Origin of the sequence: Brevibacterium sp. H602 (assembly GCF_051172395.1) — a bacterium.
Classification (GTDB): domain Bacteria; phylum Actinomycetota; class Actinomycetes; order Actinomycetales; family Brevibacteriaceae; genus Brevibacterium.
Genome location: NZ_JBPIZD010000038.1, coordinates 1 through 16546, shown reverse-complemented (window position 1 = coordinate 16546; position 16546 = coordinate 1). Strand labels below are relative to the sequence as shown.

Sequence of the window (16546 nt, the reverse complement as noted above, 5' to 3'; positions counted from 1 at the left end):
TGCGGTGGTGATAGTGGTGGGGAAACGCCCGGTTAACCGTTCCGATCCCGGTAGCTAAGCCCATTCGCGCTGATGGTACTGCAACTTGGTGGTTGTGGGAGAGTAAGTGACTGCCGCAATATTTTTTAGTGGGGGAGGCCTCATCTGACCGTTTGGTCGGGTGGGGCCTTTCTTCTGTTCACGGGTGGAATGGTCGGGCCTATTGGTACGCGCTCTATTGCTACCTGGCGGGGGCGCAGCTACCTGGCGCGGGGTTGCTGCACCCCCGTCAGGTAGCAATTGTGAGGAAGGTTCGGAAGGCGTCGGCGCCGGTGACTTGTAGGTCACTGTCCGTGTGGACGTAGTTCTCGGAGTGGAGCACCATGTGATGTTCGGTGAGGACTGTGCCGTTCTGTCCGACTACGCTGCGATTTCCATTGGGAGAGTACCCGAGCTTCTCCGATACCCGCCGGCTGGCGTCATTGCCGTCGAAGTACGCTGTGTCGAATCGAGAGGCACCGAAGTATCTGGTGAAGGTTTCGACGATCATCCTCCGCATCCTGGTGCCGTATCCGCAGCCCTGTTCAGGCAGCGCCAACCACGATCCCGTCGAGACTGTCCCCGTCAGTGGAAACCGATGTCCATTCACACCCTGCACTCCGATCGCGCGGCCATTGATCCTGACCGTGAACTCGATCGTCCACTCATCAACGGAGAAGTTCGCCCGAGTGGACCAGTGATACTGAGCGAGGCTCCGTGCTACCTGCTCATCGGTGCCCGAATCCCAATTGACGAGGAACGCTTCGATTCCGTCACGTCTCACTCCGCCTCGCGCGATCTGTGCGAGTTCAGGAATATCGGCCTCTCTTACGGGCGAGAGCTCCATATCATCTGATCGCAGATGAAGTGCGAACGGCGGCCAGATCTCCGAGATGTCCATGTGCCTTGTGCCCATTCTTTCCTGTTCAGTGGCCCTGGAACTGCGCGGAAGTCTTATATCCCACTTGAAGTGACCGGACAACGCTGTCCATTATCTGGTCGCTTGGATTGTTGTTATGCGGGTCACGGTATGTTTGTGCGCATGAGTCTACATCCGTCACTGCAGCCAATCTTCGACACAGTTCTCCAACGTAACCCTGGAGAGTCGGAGTTTCACCAAGCGGTACAGGAAGTTCTCTATTCCCTGGGCCCTGTCGTGGACAAGCACCCCGAATACCTGGAACTCTCCGCGCTCGAGCGGCTCTGCGAGCCCGAACGCCAGATCATCTTCCGGGTCCCCTGGATCGATGACTCCGGAATCGTGCAGATCAACCGCGCCTTCCGCGTGCAGTTCAACTCGGCACTCGGCCCCTACAAGGGCGGACTGCGATTCCATCCCTCGGTGAACCTCGGCATCGTCAAATTCCTCGGCTTCGAGCAGATCTTCAAGAACGCCATCACCGGCCTGCCCATCGGCGGCGGCAAAGGCGGAGCTGACTTCGACCCGAAGGGCCGCAGCGACCGCGAAGTCATGCGGTTCTGCCAGTCGTTCATGACTGAGCTGTACCGTCACATCGGTGAATACCGCGATGTGCCCGCAGGCGACATCGGCGTCGGTGGTCGAGAGATCGGCTACCTCTTCGGCCAGTACAAGCGCATGACGAACTCCTATGAAGCAGGTGTGCTCACCGGCAAGGGACTGTCCTACGGCGGTTCCATGGTCCGCACCGAAGCCACCGGCTTCGGCGTCGTGTACTTTCTCAAGGACATGCTCGCCGCTGCGAAGAAGAACATCGACGGTCGCACTGTCTCGATCTCCGGATCCGGAAATGTCGCAGTGTTCGCCGCAGAGAAGGTCACGTCCTTCGGCGGCACCGTCATCACGATGTCCGATTCGGCCGGCTTCATCCATGACCCGGACGGAATCGACACCGAACTCGTCAAGCGCATCAAGTTCGAAGAGCGGGGCCGCATTTCCGAGTACGTCGCTCAGCGCGGCGGACGCGCGACCTATCACGAGGGCGGAAACGTCTGGGACGTCGAGGTCGACGTCGCACTGCCATGTGCGACTCAGAACGAACTCGACGGAGACTCGGCCGCGACTCTGGTCAAGAACGGAGTCATCGCTCTCGCCGAAGGCGCGAACATGCCCTGCACGCCGGAAGCCGTGAAGATCTTCTCCGAGGCCGGCGTCCTCTTTGCCCCCGGCAAGGCCGCTAACGCCGGCGGTGTCGCGACCAGTGCGCTCGAAATGCAGCAGAACGCCAGCCGCGACTCGTGGGACTTCGACTTCACCGAGGCGCGCCTGGCCGAGATCATGGGCGATGTCCACGACAGCTGCGCCGCCGCTGCCGACGAATTCGGCCAGCCCGGAGACTACGTCGCCGGTGCCAATATCGCAGGTTTCATCCGCGTCTCCGAGGCGATGCTCGCCCAGGGAGTCGTCTGATCGCCTGATCCGCCGTCGGTCGAAACTGACGACGAGACCTACAAGACAGACCCTGCTCATGATCGACGAGTATCTCCTCGAAGCTCGATGATCCGGAGCAGGGTCTCTGTCATACCTGGCGAGGTGGCGCCGAGACAGACGAGACGGTCAGCGTTGTCCGATGGTTCCGTAGCCTTTTCGCCAACGCAGAAGGGGCCGTCTCGTTCCCGCATCGGCGCCCGCCCCCATGGATACCACCTCGCCGACGACGAGATTGTGGGTCGCGACCTCGAGAACCTCGGTGAGTTCGAGCTCGAACCAGGCGATCGCCTCGGTGAGCACCGGCTGTCCGGCGTGCGGGGCGGGAACAGTATCGATGCCTTTGAGAGAACCGTACAGGGGTTGGCCCGAAGCGCCGAGGCGTTCGGAGATGTCGCGCTGATCGGAGTTGAGCAGCGAGATCGCAAAGTGGGAACTCGTCTCCAGAGTCTCCATCATCCGTGAGCCCGAATAGACGCTGACCGCCATCGTCGGCGGGTCGTACGACACGTCGAGAAACGAATCGACGGTGATCGCATGCAGGGCGCTGCCGCGGGTAGCGGAGACCACGGCGACCGCCGCAGCGATGTCGTCACTGAGCTCGCGGTAGCGTTCTGTGAGGGAATCGTCGTAGGCCTGGTCCATGACTCTCATTCTAGGGAACTACAATGGAGTCATGACCATTCCAGCTTCAGGCGGTTCAGCAACGATCGAGCGCGAGCAGTCCGAGCAGCTAGTCGAGCCCGGCGACCACGAGCGCTTCAGCCACTACGCGCCCAAGGACAAGATCATGGAGTCCATGGTGACCGGGACTCCGCTGATCGCCTTGTGCGGAAAGGTGTGGGTCCCCACGCGCGACCCCGAGCGGTTCCCGATCTGCCCCAAGTGCAAAGAGATCTACGAGACGATGTCCGAAGGACCGCAGGAGTAGATGTCCGCGGATCGTCTCCCAACAGCACCAGGGACCTCCGCGGCAGAACAGCTTCCACCGGCATTCCCCGAGCGCGCAGCGTGGGGAACGGCGGGAAAGCTGCGTGCCTGGCAGGCGGAGGCTCTCGAGCTCTACTTCCAGAAGCAGCCCAAGGACTTCCTCGCGGTCGCGACCCCTGGAGCAGGTAAGACCACCTTCGCTCTGCGGCTGGCGGCCGAACTGTTGGCCAGGCGAGTCGTCAACCGTGTCACCGTCGTCGCTCCCACCGAACACCTCAAGGTGCAGTGGGCCGACTCGGCGGCACGCGTGGGCATCAAGCTCGACCCGCACTTCAAGAACTCCCAGGGCAAACACGCACCCGGCTACCACGGCGTGGCTCTGACCTACGCGCAGGTCGCTGCCAAACCCGTGCTCCACCACAACCGGACGGCCGCCGGTCGCACTCTGGTCATCCTCGACGAGGTCCACCACGGAGGTGACGCCCTGTCGTGGGGCGATGCCGTACGAGAGGCCTTCGGTCCCGCGGTCCGCCGACTGTCCCTGACCGGAACACCGTTCCGTTCGGACACCTCACCGATCCCATTCGTCACCTACGCTCCCGACGAGAACGGCATCCGCACCTCGGTGGCGGACTATTCCTACGGCTACGGACGGGCGCTCAAGGACTCCGTCGTCCGCCCCGTCCTCTTCCTCGCCTACGCCGGCGCCATGACCTGGCGGACCAAGGCCGGCGACGAGATGTCGCACGTGCTGGGCGAGGAGACGACGAAGGACATCAACTCGCAGGCTTGGCGCACGGCCCTCGACCCGAAGGGCGACTGGATCCCGGCGGTCCTCAAAGCCGCCGATATGCGATTGACCGAAGTCCGACGCACCGTCCACGACGCCGGCGGCCTCGTCATCGCCACCGATCAAGAGGCGGCCCGGGCGTACGCCAAACGGCTGCACGCGATCACCGGTGAGAAGCCGACCGTTGTGCTTTCCGACGAGGCGGGAGCCTCGGAACGGATCGAACAGTTCCAGAATTCCACCGACCGGTGGATGGTCGCTGTGCGGATGGTCTCCGAAGGCGTCGACGTTCCCCGACTGTGTGTCGGCGTCTACGCGACCTCGTCATCGACGCCGCTGTTCTTCGCGCAGGCCATCGGGCGTTTCGTGCGTGCCCGCAAACGCGGCGAGACCGCCTCGGTGTTCCTGCCCTCTGTGCCCGTGCTGCTGGCCCTGGCCAACTCGATGGAAGCCGAACGAGACCATGCCCTCGATCGCCCGAAGAACGAGGACGAGAACGATGTCGTCGTCTTCGACGATCAGGCCATGGAGCAGGCGAACCGGAACGAGGGCGCCTCGTCGGACCAGCTCGGCTCCTTCGAAGCACTCGGCGCCGAAGCCCTGTTCGACCGTGTCCTCTACGACGGCGGTGAATTCGGCCCGGCGGAGCCATCGGCTCCGAGGACGAACTCGACTTCATCGGCATCCCCGGCCTGCTCGAACCCGATCAGGTGCGGGAGCTGCTGAGCACTCAGCAGGCCCGGCAGGCGAAGCGCAAAACAGCGGCGGCCCCTCCTGCCCCTGAGACGGAGACGAGCGAACTCGAACACCGAGCGATGAAGGAAGAGCGCAACCAGCTCCAGAGCCTCGTCGGCGCCTGGTCCAGACGCACCGGAACACCGCACCAGAACGTCCACGTCGAACTGCGCAAGGCATGCGGGGGACCGGCCGTCGCCCAAGCCACGCGGGAGCAGATCCAGGCTCGGATCAAGAAGCTGCAGGGTTGGTTCGTCGGCAAGAAGTGAGCACCGGATGTCGGCAGGGGAGACCTGGCGAGCGTGAGAACGACGAAGCCGCCGAGGCAGACAGTGCGTCTGCCTCGGCGGCTTCGTCGATTCGTGGTGGTCCGGCTGCGGGTCAGGCGGAGTAGAACACGGTGGGAATTGCGGGCTCGCCGTCCTGCAGGCGCCTGGCCGAACGCGGCAGCTCCGCCAAGGACTCGTCATGTCGGGCGCAGGCCTTCTTCACTCCTGCCGCACCGATGAACGACTCATCGACCTCACCGTCGACGACGAGATCGACGCTGAGCCGACGTCCTTCGCCGAGATCATCGGGCAGGCTCGGAATGCCGACGGCTTCCTCCACGGCGATCGGACCGTCGATGAGGCGCAGCGCCTCCTTGTGTCCGCCGCGTGAGGGCTTGCCGGAGGAGTTCTTGGCCACCGAGGTCCACTCGCCGGCCTCATCGGCACGAGCCACGAGCTTGTACACCAACCCGGCGGCAGGGGCACCCGAACCGGTGACCACCCGCGTGCCGACACCGTAGGAGTCGACGGGGGAGGCGGCCAATGCGGCGATCGCATACTCGTCGAGATCGCTCGTGACGGTGATCGTCGTGTCGCGGGCACCGAGGCGGTCAAGGCTCTCGCGCACCTCACTGGCCTGTTCGATGAGATCACCGGAATCGATGCGCACTCCGCCGAGGTTCGGCCCGGCCAGTTCGATCGCCGTGGTCAGCGCCTCCTCGACGTCGTAGGTGTCCAGGAGCAGAGTCGTATCGGTGCCCAGCGACTTCAGCTGAGCGGCGAAGGCCTCTCGCTCGGAATCGTGGAGGAGAGTGAATGAGTGGGCCGAAGTGCCGATCGTGCGCAGACCGTACTGCAGGCCGGCCGCCAGGTTCGACGTCGAGGCGAAGCCGCCGATGACCGCGGCCCGAGCCGCCGCCACGGCCGCATGCTCGTTCGTGCGTCGACCGCCCATCTCCGCGCAGGGCCGATCGCCGGCCGCCTGAGCCATGCGGGACGCCGCCGAGGCGACCGCACAGTCATAGTTCATCGCCGACAGGATGAGCGTCTCCAAGATGACGCCCTCGGCGAACGTCGATTCGATCGTCATCAGCGGTGAGCCGGGGAAGTAGATCTCTCCCTCGGCATAGCCGCGGATATTGCCGGAGAACCGATAGTCAGCCAACCAGTCGATGGTGCGCTTGTCGACGATGTTCTCCCTGCTGAGGAACGAGAGTTCGGCATCGTCGAAGCGGAAGTCGCGGATCATCTCGAGGATCCGACCGGTGCCGGCGACGACACCGTAGCGGCGACCTGCGGGAAGACTGCGGCCGAACACCTCGAAGAGGCTCTTGCGGTGAGCGGCACCGGATTCCAGGGCCGCCTGCACCATCGTCAATTCGTACTGATCCGTGAAGAAAGCCGTCGAATCGGTCCGTGTGAGATCACTCATAGGCGCGATCTTACGTCACGACAGCGTCAGTGTTCTGCCGTATGGTGGAAACGTGAGCAACCCAACGACACCAGTCCTGGAGCCGGAGGTCGACGTCCGACCCTCCGAGAACCTGGCCAAGCCCTGGCGGACCGTGGTCTTCAATGACCCGGTCAACCTCATGAGCTATGTCAGCTTCGTGTTCCAGACCTACTTCGGATACTCCGAGGAGAAGGCCCACTCACTCATGCTCGAAGTCCATGAGAACGGGCGCTCCGTCGTTGCCACCGGAGGCCGTGAAGCCATGGAACGAGACACCCAAGCGATGCACGAGTACGGCCTGTGGGCCGCGTGCCAACCCGATTCAGGATCCGACTGACACATGGCCGCTATCGACGCACGAGGGGACGATGTCGTCCTCACCCTGCAAGACAACGAACGCTCGCTCATGCTCACCGTCTTCACCGATCTCGCGGCACTCCTGGCCGAAGACAGTGACGGCGATGACGACCGACCGGACTCGGAGAACTGGGAAGCCCGGCTCGGACTCGTCGACCGTCCCCGTCCGGAGGACCCGGCGCTGCTGCGGCTGCTGCCCGACGTCGATCCCGAGGACGACGAGCGATCAGCAGAGTTCCGCCGCCTCACCGAGTTCGACCTCAAACAGGCCAAAGCACACAATGTGCGCATCGTGCTGCTGGGACTGAGCAAGGGCAATGACATCTCCCTGACACGGGACGAGGTGCTCGCCTGGATGAAGGGCCTCAACGACCTGCGACTCGTCCTCGCCGTCCGCCTCGGGATCGACACCGAGGAGGCGCAGGAGGAGAAGTACGCCCACCGTGAGGACCTCTCCGAATCCGAAGACCTCACCCTGACCCTGTACGACTTCCTGACGTGGATTCAGGACCGACTGACAACGACCTTGCTCGACCAGACGCAAGGGGATGACGAGATATGAGACTCACCGCAATCGGCACCGCAGGCTCCTTCCCGGGACGCGGCGCACTCGCCAGCTGCTACCTCATCGAAACCGATGAGGACACACCCACTCGCATCATCCTCGACCTCGGGTCCGGTGCGCTCAGCCCCCTGCAGGACACGATCGACACCGATCGTCTCTCCGGAATCGTGCTCAGCCACCTCCACCCGGATCACTGCATGGACATGACCGGCCTCTACGTCAAACACTGCTTCGACCCGAAGTTCTTCAACGGCGACATCTCCGACACCGGAACGATTCGCACACGCACCCCGGTGTTCGCTCCGGCCGGCGCGAAGGAACGCCTCTCCCGGGCCTATTACACGGATCCCGGAAAGTCCCCGGTCGCCAACGGGGGAGACGACTCGAACTTCGACCACGCCTTCGAGTTCACCGACATCGACCACGGCAGTCGGCACCAGATCGGTTCCCTGACCATCGAATCCTTCCTCGTCGACCACCCCGTCGAGGCCTACGCCCTGCGGATCACGGATGCGGCCGGCAAGGTCATCACGTATTCGGGCGACAGCGATGAGTGCGACAACCTCGTCGCAGCGGCGAAGGACGCCGACCTGTTCCTCTGCGAAGCCGCCTTTCAGGAAGACCGCGACACGGCGCGCGGCATCCACCTCACCGGCAAGCGCGCCGGACGGGTGGCGCAGAATGCCGAAGCGTCCGCGCTCGTGCTCACCCACATTCCGGTCTGGACCGACTGCTCCATCGTTCGCGGTGAGGCAGCCGGGGAGTACCGTGGACCCATCGAGCTGGCGAAGCCCGGAGCCACCTGGACCGTGTGAACCGGCGACGATCGCCGGCGACCAGCAGACACCCCCACCGAGACGAAAGAGGCAGACAGTGCGAGCAGACGGCCGTGCAGCAGACGAACTCCGTGAAGTCCGGATCACTCCGGACTGGATCAACACCGCCGAAGGATCCGCGCTCGTGGAATTCGGCAACACCCGCGTCCTCTGCGCGGCCTCGCTGACCGAAGGCGTGCCGCGTTGGCTCAAGGGCCAGGGCCGCGGCTGGGTCACCGCCGAATACGCCATGCTCCCGCGAGCCACCGATTCCCGCAGCACCCGCGAGTCGGTCAAGGGCAAACAGGGCGGACGCACTCACGAGATCTCCCGACTCATCGGCCGCAGCCTGCGCGCCGTCATCGACATGGACAAGCTCGGAGAGAACACCCTCGTCCTCGACTGCGACGTCCTCCAGGCCGACGGCGGCACCCGCACCGCCTCTATCACCGGTGCCTATGTGGCGCTGGCGAAAGCCATCGACAAGGGGCGCTCGACCGGGCTGATCCCCGCCGCCCACCAGCCGCTCATCGACTCGGTGGCGGCCGTCAGCGTCGGCATCATCGACGGTCAGCCCCTCCTCGACCTGCCGTACGTCGAGGATTCCCGCGCCGAGACGGACATGAACGTCGTCATGACCGGGTCCGGAAAGTTCATCGAAGTCCAGGGCACCGCCGAGGGAGCACCGTTCGATCGCGACGAACTCGCCAAGCTGCTCGACCTTGCCGGCCACGGGTGCACCGAACTCACCCGCATCCAGTCCGAAGTGCTCGCCGGATGACGACCTTCGTCCTCGCCACTCACAATGAGGGCAAGAAGCGCGAGCTGCTGACCATCCTCGGGCCCGTCCTCGGTGCCGACACCCAGGTGCTCACCGCCGCCGAGGCGGGACTCGGCGATGTCGCCGAAACCGGAGTCACGTTCACCGAGAACGCGCTGATCAAGGCGCGTGCCGCGGCCGCTGCGACAGGGCACACCGCCATCGCCGACGACTCGGGAATCAGCGTCGACGTGCTCGGCGGTGCACCGGGCATCTTCTCCGCTCGCTGGTCCGGCCGGCACGGAGACGATCGTGCGAACCTCGAACTCCTGCTCGCTCAGCTGGGCGACATCGCAGCCGAACACCGCGGAGCGCAGTTCCGCTGCGCGGCGGCCGCTGTGACAGCCGACGGACGTGAGTTCACCGCCGAAGGAGTCATGCCCGGGCGCCTGGCCACCGAACCCAAGGGCGAGAACGGCTTCGGCTATGACCCGATCTTCGTCCCCGAGGGTTCCGAACTCAGCGCCGCCGAGATGAGTGCTGAGGAGAAGAACTCACGCTCCCACCGCCGGTTCGCCTTCGACGCACTGGCCGCGATTCTCGCCGACGAATCGAATCTCTGAACCTCCTCCTCGAAACGCTCAGCATCTGAACACAGCCGCCTCACCAGCTGAGAACTTCGGATACACTGACGATGTTTGAGTGTTGGAGAACGACCCTCTTCGTGGTCGGCGAAATCGAGGAGAACAATGAAGACTCCGCGCATCATGACGTGGGTGGCGGCAGCAGCCGCCACGAGCCTGCTGATCACAGGCTGTTCGGCCGGAGCCTCCGACACCGGAGGCGATGCGCAGAAGAAGGACTCGATGACGATCGCCTTCACCGCCGAACCGGTCAACCTCGACTTCACCTCCACCTCGGGAGTCGCCATTCCCGAAGCGCTGATGGAGAACGTCTACGAATCGCTCGTCCGGCTGGACGGCGAGGGGGAGATCCAGCCCGCACTGGCCAAGGACTGGACACTGTCCGATGACCGCAAGACCTACACCTTCGAACTCCAGGATGGTGTGAAGTTCTCCAACGGTGCGGACTTCACCAGTGAGGACGTCAAGTACTCCTATGAACGAGTGCAGAAGGACTGGAAGAACGCGCTGAAGTCGAAGATGGACATCGTCGAGTCCATCGAGACCCCGGACGACTCCACCGTCACGATCGAACTGAAGAAGCCGTCGAACACCTGGCTGTTCAACCTCACCAGCCTCGTCGGAGCCGTCTTCGACACCGAGGGAACCGACGACCTGGCGAACGAAGCCATCGGCACCGGTCCCTTCGCGATCGAGAAGTTCACACGCGGACAGTCCATCGACTTCGCCGCCCGCGACGACTACTGGGGTGAGAAACCATCCCTGAACTCGGTCCAGTTCAAATACTTCAAGGACGCGGTATCGGCCTCGAACGCCCTGAAGTCCGGAGAGATCGACCTCGTCTCCAACCTCCAGGCACCCGAACTGGCCGGAGAGTTCCAGAGCGATGACTATCAGATCGTCTCCGGCACCACGAACGGCGAAGTCGTGCTGTCGATGAACAACGCCGAAGGCATCTTCAAAGACAAGAAAGCCCGCGAAGCCGTGATGCACGCGATCGACCGCAAGGCCGTCCTCGACACAGCCTGGGCAGGATACGGCGAACTCATCGGCTCGATGGTGCCCCCGACCGATCCGTACTACGAAGACCTCACCGGAGAGTGGAAGTACGATCCGAAGAAGGCCAAGCAGCTCGTCGACGAGGCCGGGATCAAGGGGGAGGAATTCGCCTTCACCGTGCCGAACCTGCCGTACGCGAAGGCGATCTCCGAAATCGTCTCCGCACAGCTTGAAGAGGTCGGGCTGAAGGCGAAGATCTCGACTCAGGAGTTCCCGGCCGTGTGGTTGGACAAGACCTTCACCGAGCACGATTACGACATGTCGGTGATCAACCACGCCGAACCGCGCGACATTCTCACCGTGTTCTCGAAGGACTACTACATCGGCTACGACGATTCGACGATCAAGAAGCTGGCGGACAAAGCCGATACCGGCACTGAAGACGAGTACATCTCGGGAATGAAGAAGATCGCGCGGACGATCACCGAGGATGCCGCCTCGGACTTCCTGTTCCTGTTCCCGAATCTCGTCATCGCCAAATCCGATATCGAGGGGATACCCGCCAACCGCGTCTCCGACGCGTTCAAGATCGCCGACCTCAGCTGGGCCTGACCGCGAACGCCGATGCTCACCTACGCGATCAACCGCGCGATCCAGTTCGCGCTGTCCCTCCTCGTCGCCTCGGTGGTGATCTTCGCCCTGATGAGCCTGCTGCCGGGCAATGCGGCACAGGTGGCGCTGGGAACGAACGCCACCCCGGAGGCAGTGGCGATGCTCGAAGCCCAATACGGGCTTGATCGGCCACCTGCCATCCGGTACTTCGACTGGATGGGAGGAATGCTCACCGGAGACTTCGGCACCTCCTACGTCACCGGTGCCGAGATCACTCCCGTCATCGTCGACAGCGTCCAGGTCACGGCGATCCTCGTCATCGCCGCCATCGCCGTGTCCATCCTCATCGCCGTGCCGCTGGGCACCTTCGCCGCCCTCGAGCAGCGCAACTGGATCGGCGTGACGATCTCGGCGATCAGCCAGGTCGGCATCGCGATCCCGAACTTCCTGGCCGCGATCATCCTCGTCATCATCTTCTCGCTGACCCTCGGCTGGTTCCCGTCCCAAGGCTGGATGGCCCCGATCGAAGGCCTCGGAGGCTTCCTTCTCCGCCTCGTCCTGCCGGTCGTGTCGTTGGCACTCGTGCAGGCGGCGATCCTCACCCGCTACGTTCGGTCGGCCGTGCTCGATGTGATGCGGGAGGACTATATCCGCACCGCCCGCGCCAAGGGACTGACCAAGACGAAGGCACTGTTCGCACACGGCCTGCGCAATGCGGCGATCCCCGTCATCACCGTCGCGGGAGTCCAACTGGCCACCCTGCTGGTCGGGGCCGTGATCATCGAACAGATCTTCGTACTGCCCGGAATCGGCTCCGAACTCGTCCGCGCCGTCGCCAACCGCGACCTCGTGGCGGTGCAGGGAATCGTCATGGTCCTCGTCCTGCTCGTGCTCATCATCAACCTCATCGTCGACATCCTCGTGCCCGTCGTCGACCCCCGAATCAGGAACGCAGCATGAATCTGTCCCCGACCGGTGCCCAGAGCCCCAGCGGCCACGTCGATCCCGTCGCTCACGACGCGACCGACCCGACCGCCTCGGCGAAGATCGGGCCGGCCCGGTCCCGCAGGAGCGGACGGCGGGCGAACGCATCGATGGTCATCGGTGCAGGCCTCGTCGTGCTCATCGTCGGACTCGCCCTCATCTCCTTCGTGTGGACCCCGTACGACCCGACCACGATCGACCCCGCCGCCCGATTGCAGAGCGGCAGCCTCACCCACCCGTTCGGCACCGACACCTTCGGACGGGACACGCTGACCTGGGTGATGGTCGGGGCACGGATCACGTTGCTCGTCGGGGTCGTCGCAGTCGGCATCGCCCTGCTCATCGGCACCCCGATCGGAATCATCTCCGCCTTCTTCGCGAAGCAGCCGTGGGGAATGTGGATCGACGCGGTGATCATGCGGGCCAACGACATCCTGTTGGCCTTCCCCGCCCTGCTGCTGGCGATCATCTTCGCCGCCGTCTATTCACCGGGGACGGGCCCGGCCATGGTCGCCGTCGGCATCGCCGCGATCCCCGGGTTCGCGCGCGTCGCACGCTCCGGGACGCTGCAGGTGCTGGGCTCCGAATACGTGCGCGCCGCGCGAGCCTCGAACCGTCGGATCCCGGCCATCGCCGTCGTCCACGTGCTGCCGAACATCGCCGGAATGGTCATCGTCCAGGCGTCCGTGGCGTTCGCGATCTCCGTCCTCGCCGAGGCGGGGCTGTCCTTCCTCGGACTCGGCACCCAGGCCCCGACTCCGTCGTGGGGCCGGATGCTGCAGGAGTCCCAGCAGTACCTGTCCACCCACCCCGAACTCGCGCTGTGGCCGGGAGTGTTCATTGCACTCGCCGTGCTCGGGTTCAACCTCTTGGGCGATGGACTGCGCGACCGGTTCGACCCGAAGATGGAGGCCCGAGGTGCCTGAGAACCTGCTCGAGGTCCGTGACCTCACCATCACCCCTGCCGGAGCGGACGCTCCGGTGCTCCACGATGTCAGCCTCAGCCTGGCGCAGGGGGAGCGAGTCGGGCTCATCGGCGAATCCGGGTCGGGGAAATCGCTGACCGCCCAATCCGTGATGGGCCTGCTGCCCGAAGAGCTGAACGCCCGTGGCCAGGTGCATCTGCACGGGCATTCCGGGAACCTCCTTGAGTCGAACGAGAAGACCCTGGCCGGGCTGCGCTCGGACATCGTGTCCATGGTCTTCCAGGAACCCATGAGCGCCCTCAACCCGCTCAAGCGCATCGGCGATCAGATCGCCGAAGTGCTGCGCATCCACGGCAAGGCGCCGAGAGGGCAGATTCCGACACGTGTGCGCGAACTGCTCCGCGACGTCCACATGCCCGACCCCGACAGCGCCCGGTTCGCCTACCCGCACCAGCTCTCGGGCGGGCAGCGGCAGCGCGTCATGCTCGCGATCGCTCTGGCCAATTCGCCGAGGCTGCTCATCTGTGACGAGCCCACCACCGCCCTCGACGTCACCGTGCAGAAGCATATGCTCGACCTCATCGCCGAAAGGGTCTCGGCAGTGGAGGCTGGGCTGCTGTTCATCACTCACGATCTTGCGGTCGTGGCCGGAGTCTGCGATCGGGTCATCGTCATGTACCGCGGCCGCATCGTCGAGTCCGGCAGCGTCGACGAGATCTTCACCGCACCCAAGCACGAGTACACGCGAGGGCTCCTGGCATCCTCGGATCTCGAAGCCACCGACGACCGCGGCCGACTCTTCACGCTCAAGACCGCGCTCGCCTACTCGGGGCCGCAGATCGGCGAAGCAGAGGCTTCGGCCGACGTGGGGGAGTCGGGGGATGACGGCGTCGGGGCCGCCTCGGCGAAGGATGACCACCGTACCGCCTCAGCGGGGGACGGCGTCGGGGCCGCCTCGGTGAGGGAATCGGCACCGCTCATCGAGGTCTCGGACGTCACCCGGGTCTTCCGCGGACGCGGACTCTTCGGCCGCAGACGATCGGACGTCACAGCCCTGGGCGGGATCGACTTCAGCGTCGCGGCCGGAGCGCGGCTGGGCATCGTGGGGGAGTCGGGATCGGGGAAGTCGACGCTGCTGAACATCCTCTCCGGCCTCGACCGACCGACCACCGGGCATGTGCGCGTCGGTGACATCCGGGTCGAAGCTGCGAGCTCACAGGCTCTGCGCCGCCTGCGCGAGAACCTGCAGATCGTGTTCCAGGATCCGTTCGCCTCGCTCGACCCGCGGATGCGCATCGCCGACATCGTCGCCGAACCGCTCATCGCCGCCGGAGTCGACAAGGACGAACGCGCAGCACGGGTCGAGGAGATGATCGCAGCCGTCGACCTCGACCAGGACTCCCTGCGCCGGTACCCGCATCAGTTCTCCGGCGGGCAGCGACAGCGCATCTCGATCGCCCGGGCCCTCGTGACCAGGCCGCAGATCCTCGTCGCCGACGAACCGGTCTCCGCCCTCGACGTCTCGGTGCGTGCGCAGGTCCTCAACCTGCTCACCGACCTCGTCGACGAGTACGCGCTGACTCTCCTCTTCGTCTCCCACGACCTCGGCGTCGTCAAACACCTGTGCTCCGAGGTCATCGTCATGAGAGCCGGACAGATCGTCGAATCGGGTGCGACGGAGGACATCTACGCGAACCCGCAGGAGGAGTACACGCGGCGACTCATCGCCGCCACCCCGAGCCTGGCCGAAGCGCTCGCAGCCGGATAGACCGGCTCGCGGGCGGGACGCGACGAACCACCGAGAGAAAGGGCAGCATATGACCACATCGCTTGCCGACCGCAGTGCGGCCGAAATGGCAGCCGGATTCGCCGGCGGGGACTTCGACCCGATCGAGGTGCACTCCGCGGTCGTCGACCGCATGGATGCATGCGAACCGACCATCAACGCCCTGTTCCACCGCGACGACGAACGCTCCCGAGACGCAGCCGCCGCCAGTGCGGCACGCTGGCGAGAGGGACGCCCGCTGAGCGGCCTCGACGGGGTGCCCGTGACGATCAAGGAGAACATCGCCCGCCGCGGAGTCCCGCTGCCCAGCGGCCACGCCTGGGTTGAGATGCCGGTGGCAGGCCACGATGCCCCGATCACCGAGCGTCTCGAAGAAGCCGGAGCCGTCATCCTCGGGTCGACGACGATGCCCGACTGGGGAATGCTCTCCTCGGGAGTGTCCTCTCTGCATGGAATCACCCGGTCGCCGCTGGACCCGAGCCTGACGACCGGAGGGTCGAGCGCCGGAGCCGGAGCCGCGGCAGCCGCCGGTTACGGGCCCATCCACATCGGCTCCGACATCGGCGGATCCATCCGCCTGCCGTGCACGTGGCTCGGCCTGGCCGGGCTCAAGCCCAGCTTCGGCCGCGTGCCGCTCGACGCCCCCTACCTGGGCAGATGCGCGGGACCGCTGGCACGGACGATGGCCGACGTCAAAGCCGCCATGGACATCATCTCCGCCCCGGACGATCGCGACTATTCGCGGCTGCCGCGCTTCGCCGCCGATAATGCGCAGTCTCTGCCGGGCAGCGACTCGGCCGAAGCCTTCGACCCACGGGGACTGCGCATCGGCGTGCAGCTCGACGCGGGGTGCGGGGTCGCCGCAGAGGCACAGGTGCGCTCGGCCGTCACCGAGGCTGCCGAGCGCTTCTCTGCGGCCGGAGCCGAAATCGTCACGCTCGATCCTTTTATTGACGATGATCTGCTCCGCGACATGGATCTGTTCTGGCGGGTCCGGTCGTGGGCCGACCTCAAAGCGCTGCCCGTCGACGAACAGGCGCTCATCCTTCCCTATATCCAGCAGTGGGCACAGGACGGAGCCGATACCAGCGGAGTCGACCTGATGCGCTGCTATCACAGCGTTCAGGAGATCCGGCGGCGGACGACCGACGCCACTGCCGAGTTCGACCTGGTCATCTCGCCGACAGCTCCGGATGCGGCGTTTCCGGCCGAGCAGCCGATGCCGTACCCGCAGGTGCACGAACCGATGGGGCATATCGGTTTCACCATGCCGTTCAACATGTCAGAACAGCCGGCGGCGACGGTGCTGGCCGGATTCATGGACAATGGTCGGACCATCGGTGTGCAGATCGCCGGGCGTCGGTTCGCCGACGAACTCGTCATGGCCGCCGGTGCCTGGTTCGAAGCCGCGGCCGACCTCGAGCTGCCGACTCGGTCGGTCGGGGTCTGAGAGAACGACGACAGCGGGCCTGTGACGACCGGGAATCGGTCGTCAC

Annotated in this window: 15 protein-coding genes, 1 rRNA gene and 1 pseudogene; 14 read left to right on the top strand and 3 right to left on the bottom strand. The window is 64.8% G+C overall.

What is annotated here, in order from left to right:
• Window positions 1-119 (top strand): 5S ribosomal RNA (gene rrf, locus ACSBQT_RS17430).
• Window positions 120-268: 149 nt separating this feature from the next.
• Here rrf and ACSBQT_RS17425 read toward each other — a convergent pair.
• On the bottom strand, window positions 269-934 hold the full coding sequence (locus ACSBQT_RS17425; RefSeq protein ID WP_410710492.1) for a GNAT family N-acetyltransferase: 666 nt from the start codon (window positions 932-934) through the stop codon (window positions 269-271).
• A gap of 126 nt (window positions 935-1060) precedes the next feature.
• On the opposite strand from ACSBQT_RS17425, the gene gdhA reads away from it, so the two are divergent.
• A complete protein-coding gene (gdhA, locus tag ACSBQT_RS17420) occupies window positions 1061-2407 on the top strand; it encodes an NADP-specific glutamate dehydrogenase (protein ID WP_410710491.1) in 1347 nt (448 codons plus the stop codon).
• Between the two features lie 147 nt (window positions 2408-2554).
• Here the strand turns inward: gdhA and ACSBQT_RS17415 are convergent, their stop codons facing one another.
• A complete protein-coding gene (locus tag ACSBQT_RS17415) occupies window positions 2555-3070 on the bottom strand; it encodes a flavin reductase family protein (protein WP_435002174.1) in 516 nt (171 codons plus the stop codon).
• A 31-nt stretch (window positions 3071-3101) separates the two neighbouring features.
• Here ACSBQT_RS17415 and ACSBQT_RS17410 point away from each other — a divergent pair, with 31 nt between their 5' ends.
• Together ACSBQT_RS17410 and ACSBQT_RS17405 are read left to right on the top strand one after the other, a co-directional pair.
• Window positions 3102-3356 carry a DUF3039 domain-containing protein gene (locus ACSBQT_RS17410; protein ID WP_035320920.1) on the top strand — a complete coding sequence of 85 codons (255 nt, stop codon included), beginning with the start codon at window positions 3102-3104 and terminating at the stop codon, window positions 3354-3356.
• Window positions 3357-5149, top strand: a pseudogene (locus ACSBQT_RS17405) (DEAD/DEAH box helicase).
• A 112-nt stretch (window positions 5150-5261) separates the two neighbouring features.
• Here the strand turns inward: ACSBQT_RS17405 and ACSBQT_RS17400 are convergent.
• Window positions 5262-6581 (bottom strand): nicotinate phosphoribosyltransferase, encoded by a 1320-nt coding sequence (locus ACSBQT_RS17400; protein WP_410710488.1) that lies wholly within the window; start codon window positions 6579-6581, stop codon window positions 5262-5264.
• Between the two features lie 52 nt (window positions 6582-6633).
• On the opposite strand from ACSBQT_RS17400, the gene clpS reads away from it, so the two are divergent.
• The 10 genes from clpS to ACSBQT_RS17350 all read left to right on the top strand — a co-directional run bounded on the left by clpS (window position 6634) and on the right by ACSBQT_RS17350 (window position 16500).
• On the top strand, window positions 6634-6939 hold the full coding sequence (gene clpS, locus ACSBQT_RS17395; protein ID WP_101545203.1) for an ATP-dependent Clp protease adapter ClpS: 306 nt from the start codon (window positions 6634-6636) through the stop codon (window positions 6937-6939).
• A gap of 3 nt (window positions 6940-6942) precedes the next feature.
• Complete coding sequence (locus tag ACSBQT_RS17390) at window positions 6943-7521, top strand: DUF2017 family protein (RefSeq protein ID WP_173157875.1); 579 nt, start codon at window positions 6943-6945, stop codon at window positions 7519-7521.
• Complete coding sequence (locus ACSBQT_RS17385) at window positions 7518-8339, top strand: MBL fold metallo-hydrolase (protein WP_410710487.1); 822 nt, start codon at window positions 7518-7520, stop codon at window positions 8337-8339. The genes ACSBQT_RS17390 and ACSBQT_RS17385 overlap by 4 nt, the downstream gene beginning before the upstream one ends.
• Window positions 8340-8397: 58 nt before the next feature.
• Window positions 8398-9120, top strand: a complete 723-nt coding sequence (gene rph, locus ACSBQT_RS17380; protein ID WP_410710486.1) for a ribonuclease PH — start codon at window positions 8398-8400, stop codon at window positions 9118-9120.
• Entirely contained in the window at window positions 9117-9722 is a 606-nt protein-coding gene (gene rdgB, locus ACSBQT_RS17375; RefSeq protein ID WP_410710485.1) for an RdgB/HAM1 family non-canonical purine NTP pyrophosphatase, read from the top strand. The genes rph and rdgB overlap by 4 nt, the downstream gene beginning before the upstream one ends.
• Before the next feature lie 126 nt (window positions 9723-9848).
• Window positions 9849-11354: an ABC transporter substrate-binding protein gene (locus ACSBQT_RS17370; RefSeq protein WP_435002173.1), complete on the top strand. Its 1506-nt coding sequence runs from the start codon at window positions 9849-9851 to the stop codon at window positions 11352-11354.
• Window positions 11355-11366: 12 nt separating this feature from the next.
• Window positions 11367-12314 (top strand): ABC transporter permease, encoded by a 948-nt coding sequence (locus ACSBQT_RS17365; RefSeq protein WP_410710483.1) that lies wholly within the window; start codon window positions 11367-11369, stop codon window positions 12312-12314.
• 134 nt (window positions 12315-12448) lie between these two features.
• Complete coding sequence (locus ACSBQT_RS17360; RefSeq protein ID WP_410710507.1) at window positions 12449-13264, top strand: ABC transporter permease; 816 nt, start codon at window positions 12449-12451, stop codon at window positions 13262-13264.
• Window positions 13215-15032: a dipeptide ABC transporter ATP-binding protein gene (locus ACSBQT_RS17355; RefSeq protein WP_435002172.1), complete on the top strand. Its 1818-nt coding sequence runs from the start codon at window positions 13215-13217 to the stop codon at window positions 15030-15032. Before ACSBQT_RS17360 ends, ACSBQT_RS17355 begins: the two co-directional genes overlap by 50 nt.
• 49 nt (window positions 15033-15081) lie before the next feature.
• The gene (locus ACSBQT_RS17350) at window positions 15082-16500 is read left to right on the top strand and encodes an amidase (protein WP_435002171.1); all 1419 of its coding nucleotides are present in this window, start codon (window positions 15082-15084) and stop codon (window positions 16498-16500) included.
• The last annotated feature ends 46 nt before the right edge of the window (window positions 16501-16546 follow it).